Here is a 22421-nt window from a genome sequence, read left to right as displayed (position 1 = left end):
CTGGAGCCTGCCCTGAGACGGCTATTTACCTTGCAAACGAAGGGGCGGCACAAAAAGAAAAAGAACATAACAGGGTTAAGGCTACGTTTTGTACCAAATCAGCTGTCTTCTTTCCACTTTTTCTGAGCAAGGGAGATAGTCATATAAATAAAAATCCCCCCTCCTTGCGGGAGGGGGGTGGGCGACGCGATGAGAACTGCATCATGATATACATACGAATTGGGGCAGGCGGTCCAGGGACATGGCACGCCATGCCCCTACAGTATTTTTGTAACCAGATAAACACCTTTTGTGTCTTGTGCCTGACCTCACCCGCTTCGTAAAGACATTCATGGTGTCTTACTCAGCGCATCGCCTCCCCCTCTCCAAATGCTTTTGGAGAGGGATGCCGTCAGGCAGGGTGAGGTCATTTGGCCGTTACGTTCATCCCGTCGAACAGCATGTCCTTTTTGCCAGCCATTGACCCCGGGCTGGTGATTTTTCACGTAAATAAATAAAATAGCAGTCACTGAATAGATCACCAATGATCCATGCTGCTTAACCCGCGCAAAGCATAAATATACATTGCAGCCCAAGCCATCACACAAACAATGACTATCATGGCGGCCGGGCTCCGGCCTTTCTTTTTATCTGCGGAGTTTTGTAATACAGCCCTTTCTTTTCGGCCTTCTTTCCGGCCGATGGAATCAGTGCTGGTGCTCTTGATTCCTTGGGTTTCCCCTGATGCCATTGAATCGGTTTGACCTGCTCCGTCATTTACTTTTAGGCCTGACCGTGCACTGCATGAACTATCAACCTGCGTACTGTCTAAACTTTGAGCGGTGATATTACTGGCAATCAATGATAATGCCACAACCAAGCAGATGCATTTTAAGGGCGTTTTTCCCATCGGATGCCTCAAATAAAATATTTATATATGCAATCAGTCTAAACAAATCATTTGGCCGTTACGTTCATCCCGTCAAACAGCATGGCCGGAGTGTTCATCGCCACGTTGTTCCGTTCCACGTCCTCGGTCCCGGATGAGATATCCAGCACCTTGCTCTTCAGCATGTCGTAAACATTGCCCGCCACCATGGCATCCTTCACCCGGCCCGCTATCCTTCCCTTCTCGATCTTGTAACCCAGCCCGATGTTGACCGAGAAATCCCCGGCTATGATGTTGCTCTGCCCGGCGCCTAATAGATCGTAGATGATCAGCCCCGAGTCCATGCTCTTGATTATCTGGGCCAGCTTGGTCTTTCCCCCGGCGATCACCAAATTGCTGACCTGGGGCGAGGGCTGGGTACTGAATGACCGGCTGCCGTGGCCGGTGGATCTTTTGCCCAGTATCCCCGCGGTCTGCAGGTCGTAGATGAAATTCTTGAACACGCCCCGGTGGAACAGGTCCAGCCTGGCCCCGCAGACCCCCTCGTCGTCGAACGGCGCCGAAGCCAGGCCCAGGGGCAGCAGCGGGTCGTCGCTGACGGTGATCCGGGGATCCAGCATCTTCTCCCCCAGCCGGCCCAACAGCGGGGTGGTCTTCTTCTGCTCCGCCTTGCCGTTGACCCCCATGGCTATGGACATCCACAACAGACTCATGGCCTCCGGTGCGAACAGCACCGGCATTTTCCCGGAAGTAAGCTTGGCGGTTCTTTGGGCGTCGTGGTACAGGCTGCCTATCTTGTCCGTCATCTTTAGGGTATCCAGCTCCAGTTTTCCCCCGTGGCGGCTCTGGCCGATGAAGGTCAGACTGCCGTTGATCACCGCCACCCCGCCCAGTCCGTAGCTGAAGGAGGTCTTGTCGTATTGCCCCTGGAATCCCCGGCTGTTGGCCAGGGAAACGCGGTAAAACTTCTTGTTAAGGCCGATGTCGCATTTCAGTTCCGGGGCTTTTTGGGCCAGTATCCCCATGGCTTTTTGGCCCTCGGCCACGGCCTGGGAAGTGGTGAACTTTTCCAACCGGGGATCGACTGTCCTGATCCCGGCCGGTTTGCATCCTGCCGGAAGTTTGAAACTTGCCTGCTGGCCGAAGGCCGCGCCGGAGACCGCATGGTCCACTAATTCCGGAAGTTTTTCGAAGTCGGTGGTGGAGGAAAAGCCTATCCGGCCGTTTTTGACCACCCGCAGTCCGGCCCCTTTGATCTCCTTGTGCTCCACCGAATGCAGTTTTCCCGAGCGGAAGTCCACCGGGCTCTCCTGCCCTTCCACCAAGATGACCTCGGCCGCGCCGGTCTTCTTTTTGGCCAGGTCCAGTATCTGATCAATAATTTTATCCATCTTATTTCCCTCCCACCACTACGTCTTTGACCCGGATGTGCGGTCCGCCGTCCGAGACCGGCAGCGGCATCTGGCCGTCCTTGCCGCAGCCGCCCAGGCCGCCGTGCAGTTCCAGGTCGTCGCCGATGGCGTCGATGTTTTTAAGCGTCTCAAAGACGTTGCCGGTAAGGATGACGTCCCTGACCATCGGGCCCAGTTTGCCGTTCCTGATCAGGTAGGCCTTCATGGCCGAGAAAGTGAACATCTCCAGCTCGGTCATCCCGCCCAGGGCCGAGACCACGTACAGCCCGTGCTTGATCTCCCCGATCATCTTCTGAAAGCTGCAGTCCCGGGGCTCGATGTAGGTGCAGCCCATCCGGACGATGGGCCCGAACTGGTAGCTGATGGCCCGGGCGCTGCCGGTGGCCTTCTCGTTCATCCGGCCCGCGGTCTGGCGGGAGTGAAGCCGGCCCACCAGGATGCCGTTCCTGATCAGATAGTTCTTGTGGGAGGCCACCCCCTCCTCGTCGTAGTAGTAGTGCCCCCGCTGGCCCTTGATGGTGGCGTCATCCAGAATGGACAGGGAGTCGTTGCCGAACCTCCGGCCCAGGGTCATCATCTTCTTAAGCTTGGCGTTCTCCGAAATGTGGTCGGCCTCGGACAGGTGCCCGAAGGCCTCGTGGGCGAATACCCCGCACATCTTGGGGTCCATCACCACCGTGTATTTGCCGGAGGAGACCTTCTCGGCCTTCAGCAGGCCCAAAGCGTCCTTGACAGTCTGCTGGGCGTTCTGCTCCAGCTTCAGCACGGTGTGGTAGCCTTCGGTGCCGCCCACCGAGTCGTGGGCCCGCTGGACGTTGGCCCCGTCCTTGGCCACCGCCGAAAAGGCCGCCCCGCAGTATACCCGCTCCTCGGTGATGCAGCTGCCTTCGGTGTTGGCGAAGGTCTGCTTTTTGAAGACGTCCTCGTAGCGAACCCCGGAGCTGATGATCCCCTTGGAGCCGATTATGATCTGGTTGTAATTTTTGGCCAGCGCCACCTTCTGGGCCAGGGAGATCTTCCGGGGGTCGTCCTTTAGGCTGACCCGGATATCGGCCGTCACTTTGGGGACCTTGGCCAGAACGCTTTTGCCCTTGCCCACCAGCCGGGCCGCCCGGCAGGCCTCATTGACCTTGGCATCCAGCTGGTCCATTGAATTGAAGGAGACGAAGCCCCAGCCTCCCTTGTACAGGGCCCGGACGTTGCCGCCCTTGGTGGTGTTGGTCCCGGCGCTGTCCAGTTCCCTGCCGGAATAGACCACGCTGGTGACGGCCTTATCCTCCAGCCGGATCTCTATGTAGTCGGCCTGCCCTTTGCCCAGGGCCTTTTTGATCAGTCCTTCCATGAAGCTCCTTGATTGTATGCTGGTTTTTAGTTTTCTTTATTGGACGCTGATAGACGCAGATCGATTTTAAAATATACACTTTGCATTTTGAATTTTACATTCGTAAGTCGTTTTAGAATTCGATCCCCTTCCGGGCCTGCACCCCCTGCTGATAATAGTGCTTCACCTCTCTGACCTCCGACACCAGGTCGGCCAGCTTGACGATCTTGGGATGGGCATTGCGCCCGGTGATCACCAGCTCCAGGTCCCTGGGCACCCAGGCCAGCATCAGCAGCACCTCGTCCAGCGGGATCAGTTTGAAGTCCAGGGCTACGTTCAGTTCATCCAGGATTATGATGTCGTATTTCCTGGAGCCGATGGTCTTGGCCGCAAAGTCCAGGGCTTCCTGTGCTCCCTTGATGTCGGCCGGGGCCGGGTTCTTCTTGTCCACGAATGTCGGCCGCCCGAACTGTTTGATGGTGAATCCGGGAAGAAGCTTGGCGGATTTCAGTTCCCCGTAGTTCACCTTGCCCTTCATGAACTGGATCATCATCACCTTCTTCTTCTGCCCCGAGGCCCTAAGGGCCAGGCCCAAAGAAGCGGTGGTCTTGCCCTTGCCATTGCCGGTGTATACTTGGATCATAAGATTCCTGAAATTAGTATAGGAAGTGAGTAGTAGAATAGTAACGTGGAATGATCTTTTCTTTTCTCTGACCTCTCCCTCGTTCCCTCCCCTCGAGGGGAGGGATGCCGTAAGACTGGAAGAGGTTTAAAGTTTCTTGGCCAAAGCCACGGTCTGTTTCTTCTTCACCGAGCCCGAGCCGTTAGCGTCCCGGGCCTCCAGCAGCACGATGTAAGCCCCCATCGGGCATATCTGCCCCCCGCCGTCCCGGCCGTCCCAGACCACGGTCCCCGAAGCGCCAAAGGACTGCTGTTCCGCCAGGTTCTTCACCAGCCGCCCCAGCCGGTCGAAGATCTTGATGTTGACCACCGCCCTGCTCCAGGCAAAGTCCAGGCCGATCAGAACATGATCCTCGAAACCGTCGCCGTTCGGGGAGAAAGGATTGGGCGAGATATTTAGGTTGGCCGAGGATCCCAGTTTTTCGATGTAGATGCTGTTCCGGGCGCCGGGGGTGGACCCGACGGAAGTAACGCAGCCTCCCCACCCGGAAGCCTCCTGGCTCAGCAGGAAGGGATTGATCTTTTCCAGCGACTTCCCGTCTCCGCCGCCCCAGGAAGAACTGTACGGGACCCTGTCTATGGCTGCCCCCCGGAGATCGCGCAGACAGATTATATCTCCGTCGCCGTTCAGGGAGGGCCAGCCGCTTACCTTTAGCTTGGGGCAGTCTCCGGTGAAATAGGAAGTATCCGGAGCCAGCAGCAGATACTCTCCCGGCAGGATGTTCTGGTGAGCGGTGGAAACATTCTTGGGAGAAAACGTGGCGTCCTCGATGGTCCAATTACAGACATCAATCGGACTGCCGGAACGATTGTAAACCTCCACCCATTCCGGCTGGCCGCCGGACGGGTCATACATGATCTCGTTGATCACCAGCGGGCTTCCGGCCAAGTAGGATAAAACCTGGCAATTGTTGATCAGAACAGTTTCGCTGTCGCTGGCCGCCAGGACCGACAGCCGGTAAGCGCCTTCGGCCAAAGCGCTGTGGGTAAAACTGCAGACCCGGTCTGCGGGCAGGGAATCCCATAGCTCCTGGTGCATGATCATTTCCCCGGCCTGGCAGACCGAGTCGCCGTTGGCGTCACGGAAAAATTTGAGGGACACATTCCTGGCGGTCTTGGTGCCCTGGTTCTTTACTAAAACAGATGCCGTGAAAGTGCTTCCAACAGGGACTTCCAATGGAGTGGTAAATGGAACGGAGAGGGCCACATCATATTCCTGAGGATCATTGGTATACCCCGGGGTGGGTTTTAAGAATTCCTTCCAGTCGGCAACCCGGTTGCTGTCCACACCGTCGGAGGCCAGTCCCAGCGACCAGGCGCAGGTTGCCGTATCAATATATGTTCCCTTGACCCAAATTCCGGCAGTATCTGCCATAGATTCGAAGGTCTGCCCATCTGCGCCGTAGGCAACGTAATCAACCAATGTTTTTGCCTTATTTTTACTGTTTGTAAACAGAGCTATATAACCGCTGGTCTCGCCCATGTTTGCATCTATTCCTGTTGTATCTTCATAGAGGTCTGTGGCGGTATTGACCCCCATGCGCCTTAGATGAATAAGGACAAAACCTTTGGCAGGTAAAACAAACCCAGATGGTACAAAATAGTGGATGGACCTATCCGGTGCTAATTCCCATCCGGACAAATCCTGAGCCATCGTGTCGGAATTATATAGTTCAATCCATTCCGCACCTTTATCACCGGGTATATTAGGTAGCGGATCATAGCAGAACTCGTTGATCACCACTCCGGCCCGGGCCGTGGTAAAAATAAAAAAAACGGCGGCTAAAAGCCACCAGCCGTTTTTCATGAGTGTTTCGGGTAATTTATTTCCCATGTTTTTCCTGCCGACAGTTTATTTTCAGCCCCGTTTTTCGTGTTTATTAATGGGCTCAGTCCTACTCCGACATCGGCAAACTGACCGTGACCTTGGTCCCCTTGCCCACCGTGCTTTCCACCGCGATCATTCCCCGTGGGTCTCCAGAATAACTATTTAGAACTGATACCGAACGCCTAGCATAAAACCATCTAATGCAATATTAACGCCTGAATCCTTTCTTTCAACCAGTAAATACTGATATGAATACGAATATGGAGATGGATCATATACTGCAATAAACCCCTTAGAATTGGGCCTCTTTTCAATATCCAATCCAAATTTTGTATAGAACACAAAGTTTTTGGCAATTTCTACTGAAGGTTCAATTCCCATGAAGCAGAAAGGGGCAAAAGTAGTATAACTAAAAATGCTTTCATCCAAATAATTCCAAAGCAGATGTTGTTTGTAATTTCCCCCAAAATAAAATAATGCACCAAGTGCAGTACGGTCCCCGCTATATAAGTCATACACTAAACCAACTTTGCCTGATGCGGCATATATCGCTGGTTGGTACGCTGTATAATTGCTTATATTTGCATTGGCATCGCACCCGGTACTATAAACAGCGCTAATTAGAAAATCTATGCCAATTTTTTTTACCGATTTGACCCTAACGCCAAATTCTACCGACGGAGTCAAAGAGACATCTTGATAATAATAACTGTTAACATTACTTGATGCTCTGAATGGATAAAATGCACCTTGGATTGATACTTTGCTGAAATCTTCAGCTACAACTGTACTCGCAAATGCTGATAGAATGATCATAGTCCTAACCATGAACATAGCCGCCCCTCCTAAATAAGCAACAGTTTTGTTGTCAGATTTTATTGGCCTATTCACCAAAAGTTGGTAATGCTTGTCCCTAATCACCTTTCACAATACCTTTATTTATTCTCACTCCGACATCGGCAAACTGACCGTGACCTTGGTCCCCTTGCCCACCGTGCTCTCCACCGCGATGTTGCCGCCGTGGGTCTCCAGGATCTCCTTGGTCAGGGAAAGTCCGATCCCCGTTCCCTGGATGGTGTGCACCTTCTGGTCGGTGCGGTAGAATTTCTCGAAGATGTGGGGCATCACCTCGGGGGCGATGCCGGATCCGGTGTCGCTGATGTGGACCTGCATCTTCCACATCCCGTCCTCCAGCCGCCAGCCCCCGGTCTCCACCGTGACGCTGCCGCCCTTGGTGTTGAATTTGACGGCGTTGTCCAGGATGTTGCTGAAGGCAAAACGCAGGGCGTTGAAATCCCCCCGCGAAGGAGCCAGTGTCTGCGGCACCTTTTTGATTATTTTTATCTCCTTCTTGGCGGACTTGGGCTCCAGATCGTGGATCACTGTGTTCAGCAGGGCGATGATGTCCACCTTCTCCTGGCGCAGGCCCAGCATCCCGGAACTGGCCTGCCGGAAATTTATGATTGAATCCAGCAGTCCGGCCAGCCGGTCGCCCTCGTCCACTATCACCTTCATCAGGTCTGCCTGTTCGTGGCCTGATGATTTGGCGTCTTCGTAAAGGATCTCGGCATATCCCTTGATCACCGTCAGCGGCGTCCGCAGCTCGTGGGAGATGTTGGTGATGAACTCCTCCCGCAGCTTGTTGTAGTCCATGGCCTGGTTTTTGGGCTGGAACATCCAGCCGGTCTGCCGCCCGCCCGGCAGGTTCCAGATCCGGGACTGTACTTCCAGTTCGGTTCCGTCCTTCAAAATTATTTTATCCTGGTCCAGTTCGGTCAGAACCCTGCCCTTTGATGCTTGGATCCGGGGATGTTCCTGGGTCTGGTTTTGCTGGCCGGTCAAGGTTTGCTCCCAGCTTCGTCCTACCAGTTCCACGGCCCGGTAACCGCTGATCCGCTCGGCTTCTGGATTTACGGAAAGCACTTTGTTCTCGGGGTTGCTGATCATCAGCATTCCGGCCGGCAGGCTGTCCCAGACGGTCCGGAGCTCCTGAAGCCGGCGCTCCAGGTCTTTCCGGGATTCTTCTGCTTTTTCCCGCTGGCGGGCCAGCTCCTGGCTCTGATTTTTCTGGCGCCCGGCGTCGTCCTTCAGCTGGGCCAGTTCTTCCAACGACTTTTCGGACTGGGACTGTTGGCGGGACAGGTTGAAATAAAGCCAGGCTCCCCAACCGAACAGCAACAGCATCCCCCCGGCGCCGGCGATCTTCAGCACCAAAGCCTGGGAGGCCAGGAATATTCCGGCCAGAAAGGGTATGGCTAATAGCCAAAGCCAGGATAACATTTAGGTGTTCTCTCCCACCATATTGCGCACCAGTTCCAGCAGGCGGTTGGACGAAAATGGCTTGGTGATGTAATCGCTGGCTCCCACGCTTAAACCCTCTTCCCGGTCCTTCTCCTGGCCCTTGGCGGTCAATATGACCACCGGAATGCCTGACAGCTGGGGATCGGACTTGATCTTCTGGCAGACCTCGTACCCGGTCAGCCCCGGCATCATCACGTCTAAAAGCACCAGGTCCGGCTTTTCCTGCCTGATCTTCTCCAGCCCGGTCAGACCGTCATTGGCCGAGAACACGGTGTAGCCTTCCTGCTCCAGCTTGAACTTGATGACCCGTGCAATGTAGGGCTCGTCATCGATCACCATGATTTTTTTGGTCATATGATAATACCTCTTTGAAAAGGTTTGTTTTATTTAACAATAAAAGCCTGGTAAACCAGCTCAGACATTTACCACCAAAGTTTTTCTATCTGTAAACTTAACAGACATTTTACGGAAGTTTTGATTTTTAGGTGTGATTCCGTTGTTATCAGCGTTAATGGTTCGGCAGAGCCTATCCTGAGCCGCTGGGCTGGGTCTATCGAAGCCTTGCCGAAATCAGTGTCGAAGGGCTCACTACAATGTCTGGGAATAAAGGCTGCGGGGCAAGATAGACCGTCATTTTACTTTACTTGGGAAGGGTGAAGATGAACTTGCTGCCCTTGCCCGGCTGGCTTTCTACCCAGATCTTGCCGCCGTGGGCGTCCACTAACTTACGGCAAAGGGGCAGGCCCAGGCCGGTCCCGGTTTTACGGCCCAGTTTGCGTTTTTCCACCTGGTAAAATTTTTGAAATACTTTTTCCAGTTCATCCGGCGCAATGCCTTCCCCGGTGTCCTGGACCGAGACCTGGATGTTCTGCTTTTTGTCGGAGGCCGTTACTATTATCCTCCCCTCCTTAGGGGTGAACTTTAGGGCATTGGTCAGCAGGTTGGATATCACCCTGGTCAGCTTGCCCTCGTCCGCCGTCACCGTCAGGCTTAAGGGAGTGTCCTGGAACAGCTCCAGCTGGCGTTCCTTGGCCAGGGCGGAAAAGTCGGAGACCAGTTTGGATATCAGTTGAGTGATGTCAAACTGTGTCTTCTCCAGCTTCAACTCCACCGCCTCATATTTGTAGCCGTCCAGCAGATCGTTGAGCATCTCCAGCATCCGGCGGCTGTCGTTCATGGCGCTGCCCAAAAATTGATGCTGGTTTTCGTTGAGATCGCCCAGGCTGCCGTCCAAGGAAAGCTCCAGGGTGGCGATGATTGCCGACAGCGGGTTGCGCATGTCATGGGATAGCATCCCCACGAATTCCTGCCGGGTTTCGGCGATCTGGTGCTCTACCGTCACATCCTGGTGCAGCAATACCAGACCGTTGCCCGGACCATCGGCGTCATCTACCGGAAAGGAGACTATCTTCAGGAAGGAACCGCTGTTGAGTTCCAGTTCCACCGACTCCTGGCGAAGGGCGGTGTTCCCGGCGCATTGCTGCAGAAACTCCAGCAAAGGTTTCTGGTCCCGGATATGCTCTCCCAACAGCGGTAAAATGGCCGTGTGGAATTCCATCCCCGGTTTTACCCTGATCCCCAGGCTCCAGAGCTTTTCGTAGCTGTCGTTGCTGATTATCACCTTAAAATCCTTGTCCACCATCAGCAGGCCCTCGGGCATGGAGTTGATGATGGAGCCCAGCCTGCTGCCCTCCCGGCGGATCTCCTCGTACAACATGGCGCTGCGCAGGGCAAAGGTGATCAGCGGTGTTATCTCCTCCATCAGGGCCTGGTCCAAGACACCAAAATATCCCGGTTGCCGGCTGAGTGCCATCAGCGCTCCGATGGTCTTATCCTTGATCTTAAGGGGGTGCCACAGCCCTGATTTAAAGGAGGTCCGGGGCGAGGGCTGGGTGAAACGGGAATCTCGGGCCAGGTCTCCGATTATCTCCGGCTGGCCCCGGGCCACCACCTGGGCAGTGACATCCTTCATCTCCATCAGCCGGATGTGCTCCAGTTTGACCCCGGAGCTTTTGATCAGGGCCAGAAAACCCTGTCCTTCGTTGGGAGCGATCATCGACTTACCGGTCCATTGCCCCGAGATCTCGTCAAAGAAATACAGGCTGACCTCCTCGGCCTTTAGCTCCTTGGCGATGGTCCTGATCATCAGGCTTAAAAGGCTTCCCAGCTGCAGCACCGAACCGGCGGCAAATCCTATCTCGTAAAGCTTGTTGCGGAGCTGGTTCTCGCTCTCGAATTTCTGGGCCATCCGGGCTTCGTCCAGTATCTTGACGAAGATCTCGGACAGCTCGGTCAGCAGGGTCAGGTGCCCGTTGCCGAAGGCCGGGCCTGTTTTATGAAGCAGCAGAAAACCCAAAGGCTGCTGGGCCCGCAGCAGAGGGACGATCAGAATGGAACCGGTTCTGGCTCCGGCCACCTTCAGCAGTTTACCGCCCAAAGACTGTTCTATGTTTTCGGCGCTTCCGGAAACCGCCATGGGCCGGCCTTCCTTATAACAGGCCTCCAGCATGGCACTCTGGGGCAGGAACTCTTCCCTCTGAACATCGTCCTCCAGCCCCTGACCGGCCAGGATCTTGTAACTGCTGCTTCGTTCCAGCACCGCCAGCATCCCCTTGTCAAACCCCAGACTCTTTTTCAGGGTCTTCAGCAGAAACTCGGCCACCGTCTTTTCATCCTGGGTGGCTATCAGCAGGTCCCGCAATTTTTTAAACTGGCCGGCCACTTCGTCGGCCTGGTCAGCAAAGGCCAGCAATGCTCCCAAAAAAACATTTTCGTGATACAACGGAACCAGCCCCAGGCTCCACAGCCGGTCCTTGAAGGTGATTTTTTTTTCGGCCGGGAACCCCGGTTTTTGGGCATAACCCAGCATCGTACTTTTAATCCAGGCCAGATCTTCCGGTAGGAGTTCCAGGTCGTCCCACACCAGACCCTGGCCCGCCACCAGCCCTTTGGCCTTTTGATTGTGCATTATGATCCGGCACTCCCGGTCGGTCAGTACCGCCGATTGGGGCAGCCACTCCAAAAGCCCGGGCATCATCAGTCCGGACAGATCTCCGGCATCCCCGGGAGAATTGGCCGGATGATGATTAACCGCAACCGCAGGAGACTGGATATTTATGTCGTTATTTTCGTTCATGGCCTGTTATTTGTTATCGGTGCCGGAAAAACTCTGCAGAAAAAGTTCCACCGCCATCGGGTCGAACTGGTTGCCGGCATTTTCCCGAAGCTCGGCCAGGGCCTGCCGGGAATCGAAGGTGGGCCGGTAGGTGCGCTGGGTGGTCATGGCGTCATAGGCGTCGGCCACGGCTATGATCCGGGCAAACAGCGAAATGTCCTGGCCCTTGATCCCGGTAGGGTAGCCGCTGCCGTCGTAGCGCTCGTGGTGCTGGCCGATGGCCGGCAGGATCTTCTTCAGCTGGGCCACATGGGTCAATATTGAAACGCCTATCTCGGGATGCTGTTTCACAAGGTGCCACTGCTCGTCGGTTAGGCGGCTTTTAACGTTGTTCAGAATGGAATCGGGAAGGCCGATCTTGCCCAGATCATGAAGCAGGGCGGCCAGCTCCAGCATTTTCTGGTCCGGGCCGGGCATCCCCATTTTTTGAGCCATCAGAGCTGAATAACGGCGGACCCTCTCGGAATGGCCCCGGGTGCTGGGATCCTTGGCGTCAATGGCCTCGACCATGCTTTTGATGGTGGAGAAAAACAGCGTCTCCAATCCTTCATAGAGCCGTCCGCTCTCCAGCAGCAGAGCGGCGTAGGAAGTGAGCGTCACCATCATCTTGACGTCCCCGGAGCGGTATATCCCTTCGGTCCTGGGTCCCAGCGCCAGGGCTCCTATGGACTGATTCTCGCTGACGGCCAGCGGCAGAACGATGTAACTTTTTTCGTCCACCTCCGGCTTGTTCCGTTCCGCCACCCGGCGGGCCAATGAGCGGATCACTTCGCTGTTGATCCCCTGCTCCCCACGGTTGATGAAGAGGCAGTCCCCCTCCAACAGCATCAGACTGCCACAGCTGGCCGAGACCGCAGTGGTGGCAGTGTCTAAGATGGCCGCCATCCGGGACGGATTGTCTCCGGCCATCCCCAGCTTTTCGCTCATCTCGAAAAGGGTGGCCAGCTGTTCGTAGCGCTCGGTTATCTCCTGGGTCAGGGAAACCGCCTCCTGTTCCTTGGCGCTGATCTCTCCGGCCAGTTTTTTCGCGGTCTCCAGGGCCGGACCGAGCATGTCATTTTGGCCTTTAATAAGAAGTTTCCGGTGGAACTCCGGCAGCGGCAGGACTTCTCCCTGGCCGTCAGGGTGCAGTGCGGAGGTTTCCTCCAAAGGAAAAAACTCCGCACTGCACCCCAGGCTCCCGGCGGCAATTTTGATTACAGCCTCCAGATGTTCCGAAGGTAGGACAACTATGCCATTTTTATGGGTCATTAGTCTTTAACTATACCAAATATTTGTTAAAAGTCAATGATTTTTTATACAGTTAGCTTATTTTTTTACCGGAAGCGGCAAAGGTTTTTTTGGTTTCATGGAAAAGAAGTCCGTGGGTCCGAATCACTGTCTGAATTAACGGTTAACAGGATCTCCCCCTGACGGTTTTGCCTGGTTCCAGAAGCCGCCGCTCCTGCAATAGGCAAGACCGGAACTGGTTTGCGGAAATATCCGGCCCAGTTCCGGCCTTTTACCGGCTCCATCAATGATCCTGTCCCTCTGCTATTTTCATTTGTACAGTTGGCATAGGCCTGTCAGCAAGGTTCCTTTCTGTTTTGGACCAGGTCTTTGCCTGCAGGCAAAGACCTTTGATTTATTTTTGATTATTATCCTTGACTTTAAAAGCCTGCTTTTGTTAAACTATTAGTTTAATATGTCTGGAATGTTTCAGAAACGGCAATTAGCCCTGAAATATTTGCGATCTCATTAATTACTTTTAATTGTCATGGCCAAAATTGACGAACTGTTAAGAATGCTGGTCAGCCAGCAGGGATCGGATCTGCACATCAAGTGCGGCGAGCCGCCCATTTACAGGATCCACGGACAGCTGGTGCGCACCAGCCTGCCGGTGATGACGGCCGATGACACAAAGATGCTGCTGTACGAGATATTGAACGAGGAACGGCGCCAGAAATTTGAGCAGACCCATCAGATGGACCTGTCTTACTCCATCCCAGGCGTCTCCCGCTTCCGGGTCAATGTCTTTAAGCAGAAGAACGCTGTGGGGGCCGTGCTTCGGGTCATCCCCCTTCTGATCAAGACTATTGACGAGCTGGCCCTGCCCCAGATCATGAAAAAGGTCTCGATGCTGCCCCGGGGCCTGGTGCTGGTCACCGGCCCCACCGGCTCCGGTAAATCCACCAGCCTGGCCGCCATGATCGACTTCATCAACGAGGGCCGTTCCTGCCACATCATCACCATCGAGGACCCCATCGAGTTCCTGCACCGCGACAAGAAAGCCTGCGTCAATCAGCGCGAGGTGGGAATAGACACCCACAGTTTTGCCGGAGCCCTTAAGCACGTGATGCGCCAGAATCCGGATATCATCCTGGTGGGCGAGATGCGCGACCTGGAAACCATCAGCCTGGCCATTACCGCGGCCGAGACCGGCCACCTGGTGATGGCCACCCTTCACACCGCCGACGCCGCCCAGACCGTGGACCGGATCATTGACGTCTTTCCCCCGGCCCAGCAGCAGCAGGTAAGGCTGCAGCTCTCCACCACACTCCAGGCCATCTTCTCCCAGACCCTGCTGCCCCGCACCGACGGTAAGGGCCGGATGGTGGCCTACGAAGTTCTGACCTGCACCCCGGCCCTCCGGGCCATCATCCGGGAAGGCAAGACCCACCAGATATACAGTGCCATCCAGAGCGGCGGCAAGTACGGCATGGTCACCCTGGATTCCTGTTTAAAGGACTATTTCCTGAAAGGACAGGTGACCCTGGAGGATGCCATGGCTAAATCATCCAATCCCATTGAATTTGAACGGATGATCATGAAGGTCTGATCTTTCCGGGGAAAGCGGCCTGCTGATGTAATTGAAAAACGGTTGAGAATGCAGTTGTTATACTATGGGCATACAATTGTTTGGTCAGTCGCATTACCAAAGCATCGCCAATGTATTACTGTTACATTCCTTATTGCCGGAACCTACACATACTGATTTAAAGTAAAATGGATATACTCCAGCTATTGCAGCACATGGCCCAGCAGGGAGCCTCGGACCTTCACCTTAAGGTCGGCAGCACTCCGCTGCTTCGGATCAATGGCGATCTTCTTCCCAGCCAGCTGCCGGCCTTGACCCCCGACGACATCAAGCGTTTCGTGGGTTCGGTGCTGACCCCGGCCCAATGGCAGAAGTTCACCCAGGACCTGGAGCTGGATTTTGCCTATACCCAAACCGGCACCGGCCGGTTCCGGGTCAACCTGTTCCTGCAACGCAGCTCGCTGGGTATGGTCTTCAGGCTGGTTCCCGAAAGGATACCGTCCCTGGATGAGCTGGGGTTCCCCGCCATCATGAAGGAGGCTTCCATGCGGCCCCGGGGACTGGTGCTGGTCACCGGCCCTGCCGGCTGCGGCAAGTCCACCACCCAGGCCTCGATGATAGACCACCGCAACGCCAACGAACCCTGCCACATCATGACGGTGGAGGACCCGGTGGAGTTCGTTCACACCGACAAGAAGGCCATCGTCAACCAGCGGGAGCTGGGCCGCGATACTTTGACCTTTGCCGACGCCCTGAAATATGTGCTGCGCCAGGATCCGGACTGCATCCTGATTGGAGAGATGCGGGACCTGGAGACCATCCAGCTGGCAATCACAGCGGCCGAGACCGGCCACCTGGTGCTGGCCACCCTTCATACCACCGATGCCGTCCAAACCATCGACCGGATCATCGACGTTTTCCCCTTGTTTCAGCAGGAGCAGATCAGGATGCAGGTGGCCGTAAACTTCGTGGCGGTGATCTCACAGATCCTGGTGAAAAGGGCCGACGGCAAGGGCCGGGTAGCGGTCCACGAGATAATGACCGGCACCGGAGCGGTGCGCAACCTGATCCGGGAGGGAAAGACCTACCAACTGCAGAGCCTGATCCAGACCAGCGTCAAGCAGGGCATGTGCACCCTTAACATGTCCCTGGCCTCGCTTTTCAAGCGCAAGGTGATAACACTGGACGAGGCCCTCAGCAAATCACCCGATCCGGATAACCTGCAACAGATCATGAGAGCTCAGCAGTAATAGCCCTTAAGTTTGGTTGTTGAAAAATCCGGTGCCCCGAAATATCGGGACACCGGATTTAATTTTTCTTAGAACGGGATCCATCCTCCTTTAATTTTAGACCTTCAGCTCCGCCCTCAATTGTTCCCGCTCGGCCTTAAGCTTCAGCAATTCCTCCATCATTTGCTCCTCCATCTGGTTCAGCCTTTCCATTTTTTTCTTGATGGCCTCGGAATCTGGCTCGGGAATGCTTTCCTTGTCCTTCACTCCGTCAGGGGCAGGTGTTTCATCCACGGGTACAGACGTTAGCGGCGCCGGGCTTTTTTCAGCCAGGGGAACATCCAACTCCTGCAGCAACTTCAGGGCTTCGCTCTCCAGATCATCAGCGCTGGTTTCGGACACGGATTCCTTGGTCTCCGTCCGATCTTCAACTCCGGCCTGCTCTATCCCTGCCACCATGGACTCTATGGAATCCAATTCCTTCAAAAGGTCCAGCGTCGATTCGCTGGTTTGCTTTGATTCCGTAGGCATTTCCGGTTCCGGGGCTTCCTGCTCCACCGGACCCAGTTCTTCCTGAACCGTAACTAACTCCAGTTTTGCCTCGGCTGACTGTTGATCCTGTGAAGACTGCGGCACCTGGGCGATCAATTCGTCCTTGACGGTAACGATCTCCAGCGGAGAAACCTCGTTCTGGCCTTCTGCCGATGGCAGCTGTTCGCCGGATGGAATTTGAACGATCAGTTCATCCTTGACCGTGACTATCTCCAACGGGGCTGCTTCCGGTTCCTCCGGAATTTCTGCTTTGCCGTTATTGTACGTTTCAACCTTCTCCATGCTGGACTCCAGGTCGTCCAATTCGCTTAACAGATCGTCCACCCCGGAGAAGCCTGTGGTTTCCCCGGCCATGGCCGGAGTCTGCTCTGGCGCAGTTTCGTATGAAGGAACCGGTTGCTCCTCCGTTGTTTTTTCCGGGCCAGCCTCTTCGGCCTGGGGCAGGGCGATCACCGAAGGTTGTTCCACATCAGGCTGGGTCATGGTCTCTTCTATTGAATCCAGTTCCTTCAGCAGGCTGCCAGCGTCTCCCCTCCAATGCGCGCTAATGACGGCCGTCTGCTGGGCCGAGTGCTTTGCCTGCCGCACCTGCTGTGCTTCCTGGGCCTTGCTGAATGACTGCTGGGCGGCCTCGCTTAAATTATGGCGCTGATATAAAAATCCCAGATTGAAGTAGAATACCGGATTGTCAGGATCCAGCTCGATGGCCTTTTTGCAGTAAAGCTCGGCCTCGGGCAGCCGGCCCGGGAACATTCCGATGGACAAGCCCCATTGGCTGAAAAAATGCCCCTGCTTGGGATCCAGCCGGGCGGCCCGGGCAAAGTACTGCACCGCCTCCTGATAATTCTGGAGATCGAAAGCCTTAAGCCCGTCCAAATAGGCCTTCTCGCCCTTGTTGGGGTTTTCGGGATCTTGGACAACGAACTGACCGGACAAGAGGTCAAGCGTAGCATCATATTCCCGGCGCTTGGCGGGATTGGTCAGGGTTTTATGGGCCTGGCTTAACAACGAAAGATCTGCCTCCTTGCCCATTTCCTGATACTGGTCCTGCAGCAGACGGCGGTAGGTCTGGGATATCTCCGAAGCTTCGGCTCCCCGGCTTACTCCCAGAATTTCATAGTAGTTCGTCATTTGACGGCAGTTTCCTGTTTTTGCAGTTTCTCCAGCCTGGCCCGGCTGCCTTCCAGCAGCTGCATCACTGCGGTCAGGTCTTTTTGTTTATCACCAATTTCCTGGGAAAGGCGTTCTTTCTCGCCGGTCCACTGTTCGCTGATATCGGACAGCTCCTGGATGTTGCCCCGCATTTCCTCCACCTTCTGCTCCAACTCTGACGCCTCGCGCCGCTTCTCTTCTATGGTCTGTTCCAGCTCGCTTTCTTCTATCCGCTTCTCGGCGATGAACTGCACCAAGTTCTGCACTTCAGCCTTGGACTGTTTGAGCCACTGGGCCAGATTGGCTTCGCCCTTCTTGAGCTCTGTCATCCGGGTGTTAAGCTCGGCCTCCTGCTGCTGGATGCTGACCAGCCGCTTGTCCAGTTCAATGCCCTCTTCGATTCTGGCGGTCAGATGGTGGCTTACCTCTTCCAGCTTGGACTGCTTGTTACGGAGCAGTCCCTCGAACTCCACTAATTGCTTGCGCCCCTGCTCTATCACGCTCTCCAGCTCGGTCCGCTCCTGCCGCATCTTTTTCACCTGGCTTGTTAGGTCGGATTCTTCACCCCGGAACATCTCCAGCCACCGGGTATGATCGGCCGCCTCGGCTTCCACTTTTTTAAGGTCCTTGCGCTTGTTCTCCAGGTCCTTTTCGATCTCTTTTTTCTTGTGCTCGAATTCGGCCAGCGCTTCCCCGGCCGTGGCCACGGTCACGGTTCTTGGCGCTGACAACGCCAGCAGCAAGATTATGATGATCAGAGCCGCCGCCTGCCCGGCCACCAGAGGAATAGGAATGGCCGTTTTGTTGGAGGAAGCCGGTTGGGCCTGTCCCTTGGTCAAAAGATAAAGGCCGCCTATCTTCTCCTTGCCCAGCAGGATGGGAACAGCCGCCCAGTAAGATCTTTCCTTGGGCCCGGACAAAGCAGGCTGCAACAGCAGATTTTCGTCCGTCAAGGTTTTGATCCCGGCCGGCAATGACAAGGGTTGCCCCACCATGTCATCCTCGGATGCGGCCACCATCATTCCCTTGTTGTTGGCCACCCGGATCTGAGATACTTCGGGGTAATCGGTCCTGGCCTGGGCCATCAGCTCGGACAGAGAAAGATCATCGGCGTTGGCCACCGGATCGGAAAGACTGCGGGCCAGGCTCTTGGCAATAAGCTCAGAGCGGGTCTTAAGCTCATCCGGAGCGGCGCTGCCTGCTGATTTTTGATCTTGCCGCAGGGTAAACACCGTAAGACCCAAAGCCGCCAGGGCCAGTATCACGCTTATAATTATGGAAATGGTTCTTTTCATTAAACCTATTATAGGATAATACCTTATATATCAGGTTAATATTAATAAAATTTGATTTTAAAGTCAAGTAAAATAATTATATTTTTTCGATTGGCTTAAATATTTGACTAATCAAAACAGCCGGTCCCTTCCGGGGCCGGCTGTTTATGTGCCAGAATTGCTTATTTGATCCTCTTGGCGCATTTCTGGGCGGCGCTGATGGCCCCGGGGATCCCTCCTATCTGCATGGCCCAGCAGGAACCTATCAGCAGGTTTTTCACCGGCGTTTCCACAAATGTCCCCAGGATGCTTTTGTGGAATTTGTTCTTGGGATTCCAGCTCCAAGATGAAGTGGCCCCGTCTGTGTTGCCGGTGTAGCGCTGGTATGTCAGCGGGGTGGCCGCTCCTTTGAACTCGATCAGTTTTTCCAGGTCCGGGATCAGTTTCCGGGCCTTGTTCATCAGGGTCTGGCTTACCTGGTCCTTAAGGTTTTGGTATTTCTCCCTGTCTCCGCCGCCCCAGTTGTCCATCCAGCGGTGGGGGCAGACCATCTGCAGCATCAGGCAGGATTTCCCGGCCGGGGCCAGTTCGGGGTTTATCAGCGACGGGGAATAAAGGCTGATCGATGATTTCTTGAAGAAGTCAGGATCGTTGGGATTGCGGACGTCGGCCCCGGGCTGCTCGTCAAACAGCGAGACGTGGGGGATCTTCATATATTCGGCCAGCTTCCGGTTGTCTATGGACAGTCCCAGATAAACGGTGAATATCCCTTCGGAGACTTGGGTACTCTTGATCTTTTTCAATTGGCGGTCGGGGATCAGTGATTGGTCGTCCAGCAATTTAAGGAAAGTGTTCTTGTAATCGCAGGCCGAGATCACATGGTCGGCCCGATGGCTGGCTCCCTGCGATATCACTCCTACCGCCCGGCCCTTTTCGGTGATTATCTTTTCCACCGGAGTTCCCAGTTTCAACTCGCCGCCCAACCCGGTGAAACTTTGAGCCAGGGCGTCGGCCCAGGACTGCATGCCGCCCTTGATCGTCCAGTAATCGGAAAAGATGCTGATGATGGCCCCGCCCAGGATCAGGGCGCTCATGTCGGGATATCCGAAATTCTTGAACAGCCGGAAAAGTTCGCTGTCGCGTTCAAAATATTTTGCGGTGAAATCGCCCAGATTGGTCCGGCTGTATTTAAGCAGCACCTCCGCCCCGGCCGCCGCCCCCCGGAGATACGAGGTCCAGGGCGGGTCTGGGAGCATGAAGGGCTCGATGGCCATGATCAGCTTGTCCACTTCGGAAAAATACCGCCTCAGGTTCTGCTGGTGCTCGGGATAAGCGGCGAGAATGGCCTGCTTAAAACCGGCGAAGGTCTCGGAAGTGGTGATGTCGAAACGGTCGGACACGAAACGGGTTTGCTGGGGAACGATCTCGATCTTGTCCAGCACCCCCAATTGTTTCATCGCCTTCTGCACCGTGGGAAGCGATTCAAAGGAGAGGGTACCGCTTTCAAAATAAAAACCCTGGCGCCGGAAACCCGCCACATAACCTCCCGGAGCAGTATGGGATTCAAGGATCGTGGTCTGGTGGCCTTTCCGGATCAGCAGGTTGCCGGCGGTCAGCCCGCCCAGGCCCGCTCCGATGATTATTATTTTGCTCATTTGAATCTCCTATGTATTATTGATTTCCCTTCATTGACAGGGCTATCCGCTTGCGCTCCAGGTCTATCTCCAGCACCCTGACCGTCACCCGCTGGCCCACCTTGACCACTTCCTTGGGATCCTTCACGTCTTTGTTGGCCAGCTGCGAGATGTGCACCAGCCCGTCCTGATGGACCCCGATGTCCACGAAGGCCCCGAAATTGGCCACGTTGGTCACCACCCCCTCCAGCATCATGTCGGGTTTTAGGTGCTTGATCTCGGTGACCCCGTCCTTGAAGTTGGCCGGCTCGAACTTGTCCCGGGGATCTCGCCCCGGTTTTTTCAGCTCGGACAGGATGTCGTTCAGGGTGGGCAGTCCGACCTCCGGAGTGACGTATTTTTTCAGGTCGATCTGCCCGGCCAGCAGGGGATCGCCCACCAGCAGTCCGGTCTTGGTTTTAAGATCCTTGGCCATCTGCTTGACGATGGGATAGCTTTCGGGATGGACGGCCGAATTGTCCAGCGGGTCGGCCCCGTCCCGGATCCTTAAAAATCCCGCCGCCTGCTCAAAGGCTTTTGGCCCCAGCCTAGTCACTCTGAGAAGTTCCTTCCGGTTCTTGAAGGCGCCCTGCTCGTCCCGGTATTTGACGATGTTCTTGGCCATGGCCTCGCTTAGGCCGGAAACGTAGGACAGCAGCGAATAGGAGGCTGTGTTCAGGTCTACGCCAACGAAGTTGACGCAGGATTCCACCGTCTCGTGCAGAGCCTGCCGGAGCTTGGGCTGGTTGACGTCGTGCTGGTACTGGCCCACTCCGATGGATTTTGGGTCTATCTTCACAAGCTCGGCCAGCGGGTCTTGCAGCCTCCGGGCGATGGAGATGGCGCCGCGGACCGAGACATCCAGGTCCGGGAACTCCTCCCGGGCCAGGTCCGAGGCCGAGTAGACCGAGGCCCCGGATTCGCTGACCACCACCGGCTGCAGCTTGATCCCCTTGTGCTCCGCGATCACCTCCCGTACGAACTGGTCGGTCTCCCGGGAGGCGGTGCCGTTGCCGATGGAAGCCAGCTCCAGCTTGTATTTCTTGGCCAGGGCCGCCAGGGTCTTGGCCGCTTCCTGTTTTTGGGAGGCCGAACTGTGGGGGAAGATGGTGGCGTATTCCATGAATTTTCCGGTCTCGTCCACCACTGCGACCTTGCAGCCGGTGCGCAGTCCGGGGTCTATCCCCATGATGGCCTTGGAGCCGGCCGGCGGGGCCAGCAGCAGGTTCCTGAGATTCTCGGCGAACACCCGGATGGCCTCGGCGTCGGACTTTTCCTTGATCTCCGACCGCAGTTCCACCTCGATGGAGGTGTTCAGGTAAACCCGGTAGGCAAAGCCTATCACCTCGCTCAAATACTGGTACTGGGCAAAGGATCTGTCCTTGATGAATTTGTTGAGCAGATACTGGTTGATCTCTTCCACCGGGGGATCCACCTTGGCGGTCAGCACTTCCTCGTTCTCCCCCCGCATGATGGCCAGATAGCGGTGGGAGGGGATCAGCTTAAGCGGCTCCTTGAATTCGTAGTACTGGTTGAACTTGGTCTTCTGTTCCTTGAACTCGTCCCTGACCTGGGAGACCAGGATCCCCTTGGCCATAGTGGTCTCCCGCAGATATTTGCGGACCTCGGCGTCGTCGGAGATCAGCTCGGCTATGATGTACCGGGCCCCGTCCAGGGCATCCTTGGCGCTGTTGATCCCCAGTTCCGGGTTGAGGTATCTTTCGGCCTCAGCCTGCGGGTCAAAACTTCCCTCCTGCAGCCACAGCGACAGGGCCAGAGGCTCCAAACCTTTTTCCTTGGCCACCATGCCCTTGGTCTTCCGCTTCTGTTTGTAGGGCAGGTAAAGGTCCTCCAGCTCCTGCTTCACCAGGCAGGCCTCTATCTTGGCCTTCAGTTCGTCGGTCAGTTTGCCCTGCTCCTCTATGCTTTTCAGGATGGCTGCCTTGCGCTCGTCCAGTTCCTTGATGTAATCGAACCGGTCGCGGATATCCCGGATCTGGACCTCGTCCAGCAGGCCGGTCTTCTCCTTGCGGTACCGGGCGATGAAGGGGATGGTGGCCCCTTCCCCGAAAAGTTCCAGAGTGTTGCTGACCTGGAAAGGCTGCAGGCCCAATTCCTTGGTGATGACCTGGGTTATTTGAAGTTCGCTAAGCATGTT

At 55.4% G+C, this 22421-nt stretch carries 16 protein-coding genes; 2 read left to right on the top strand and 14 right to left on the bottom strand.

The genetic code is table 11. The annotated features are described in order from the left end of the window. Window positions 1-517 precede the first annotated feature (517 nt). The 10 genes from HZA73_08030 to HZA73_07985 form a co-directional block, all read right to left on the bottom strand. Window positions 518-889: a hypothetical protein gene (locus HZA73_08030; protein ID MBI5805979.1), complete on the bottom strand. Its 372-nt coding sequence runs from the start codon at window positions 887-889 to the stop codon at window positions 518-520. A 47-nt stretch (window positions 890-936) separates the two neighbouring features. Further along, window positions 937-2259, bottom strand: coding sequence for a TldD/PmbA family protein (locus tag HZA73_08025; protein MBI5805978.1), 1323 nt, complete (start codon window positions 2257-2259; stop codon window positions 937-939). 1 nt (window position 2260) lies between these two features. After that, a complete protein-coding gene (locus HZA73_08020; protein ID MBI5805977.1) occupies window positions 2261-3622 on the bottom strand; it encodes a TldD/PmbA family protein in 1362 nt (453 codons plus the stop codon). Window positions 3623-3734: 112 nt separating this feature from the next. After that, entirely contained in the window at window positions 3735-4244 is a 510-nt protein-coding gene (locus tag HZA73_08015) for a cob(I)yrinic acid a,c-diamide adenosyltransferase (GenBank protein MBI5805976.1), read from the bottom strand. 126 nt (window positions 4245-4370) lie between these two features. After that, window positions 4371-6116: a lamin tail domain-containing protein gene (locus HZA73_08010; protein ID MBI5805975.1), complete on the bottom strand. Its 1746-nt coding sequence runs from the start codon at window positions 6114-6116 to the stop codon at window positions 4371-4373. A gap of 156 nt (window positions 6117-6272) precedes the next feature. Next, the gene (locus HZA73_08005; protein ID MBI5805974.1) at window positions 6273-6926 is read right to left on the bottom strand and encodes a hypothetical protein; all 654 of its coding nucleotides are present in this window, start codon (window positions 6924-6926) and stop codon (window positions 6273-6275) included. 129 nt (window positions 6927-7055) lie between these two features. Beyond that, on the bottom strand, window positions 7056-8390 hold the full coding sequence (locus tag HZA73_08000; GenBank protein MBI5805973.1) for a PAS domain S-box protein: 1335 nt from the start codon (window positions 8388-8390) through the stop codon (window positions 7056-7058). Further along, window positions 8391-8765, bottom strand: a complete 375-nt coding sequence (locus tag HZA73_07995; protein ID MBI5805972.1) for a response regulator — start codon at window positions 8763-8765, stop codon at window positions 8391-8393. It lies immediately after the preceding gene. Window positions 8766-9051: 286 nt separating this feature from the next. Beyond that, entirely contained in the window at window positions 9052-11547 is a 2496-nt protein-coding gene (locus tag HZA73_07990; protein ID MBI5805971.1) for a GAF domain-containing protein, read from the bottom strand. A gap of 6 nt (window positions 11548-11553) precedes the next feature. Continuing rightward, on the bottom strand, window positions 11554-12837 hold the full coding sequence (locus tag HZA73_07985) for an HD-GYP domain-containing protein (protein ID MBI5805970.1): 1284 nt from the start codon (window positions 12835-12837) through the stop codon (window positions 11554-11556). Window positions 12838-13342: 505 nt separating this feature from the next. Here HZA73_07985 and HZA73_07980 point away from each other — a divergent pair. Together HZA73_07980 and HZA73_07975 are read left to right on the top strand one after the other, a co-directional pair. Further along, window positions 13343-14404: a type IV pilus twitching motility protein PilT gene (locus HZA73_07980; GenBank protein MBI5805969.1), complete on the top strand. Its 1062-nt coding sequence runs from the start codon at window positions 13343-13345 to the stop codon at window positions 14402-14404. A 167-nt stretch (window positions 14405-14571) separates the two neighbouring features. Next, window positions 14572-15633: a type IV pilus twitching motility protein PilT gene (locus tag HZA73_07975; protein MBI5805968.1), complete on the top strand. Its 1062-nt coding sequence runs from the start codon at window positions 14572-14574 to the stop codon at window positions 15631-15633. Window positions 15634-15729: 96 nt separating this feature from the next. On the opposite strand, the gene HZA73_07970 is transcribed toward HZA73_07975, so the two are convergent. From HZA73_07970 to HZA73_07955, 4 genes are all read right to left on the bottom strand, one after another. Next, a complete protein-coding gene (locus HZA73_07970) occupies window positions 15730-17295 on the bottom strand; it encodes a DnaJ domain-containing protein (protein MBI5805967.1) in 1566 nt (521 codons plus the stop codon). Continuing rightward, window positions 17292-18611: a hypothetical protein gene (locus HZA73_07965; GenBank protein ID MBI5805966.1), complete on the bottom strand. Its 1320-nt coding sequence runs from the start codon at window positions 18609-18611 to the stop codon at window positions 17292-17294. Before HZA73_07965 ends, HZA73_07970 begins: the two co-directional genes overlap by 4 nt. A 161-nt stretch (window positions 18612-18772) precedes the next feature. Further along, window positions 18773-20245, bottom strand: a complete 1473-nt coding sequence (locus HZA73_07960; protein ID MBI5805965.1) for an NAD(P)/FAD-dependent oxidoreductase — start codon at window positions 20243-20245, stop codon at window positions 18773-18775. Between the two features lie 16 nt (window positions 20246-20261). Beyond that, on the bottom strand, window positions 20262-22418 hold the full coding sequence (locus tag HZA73_07955) for an RNA-binding transcriptional accessory protein (protein ID MBI5805964.1): 2157 nt from the start codon (window positions 22416-22418) through the stop codon (window positions 20262-20264). Window positions 22419-22421: the final 3 nt, after the last annotated feature.

The sequence above is a fragment of the candidate division TA06 bacterium genome (genome assembly GCA_016235665.1).
Classification (GTDB): domain Bacteria; phylum Edwardsbacteria; class AC1; order AC1; family EtOH8; genus UBA5202.
Note: the sequence above shows the minus strand (reverse complement) of the source record. Positions and strands in the feature narration are given on the sequence as shown.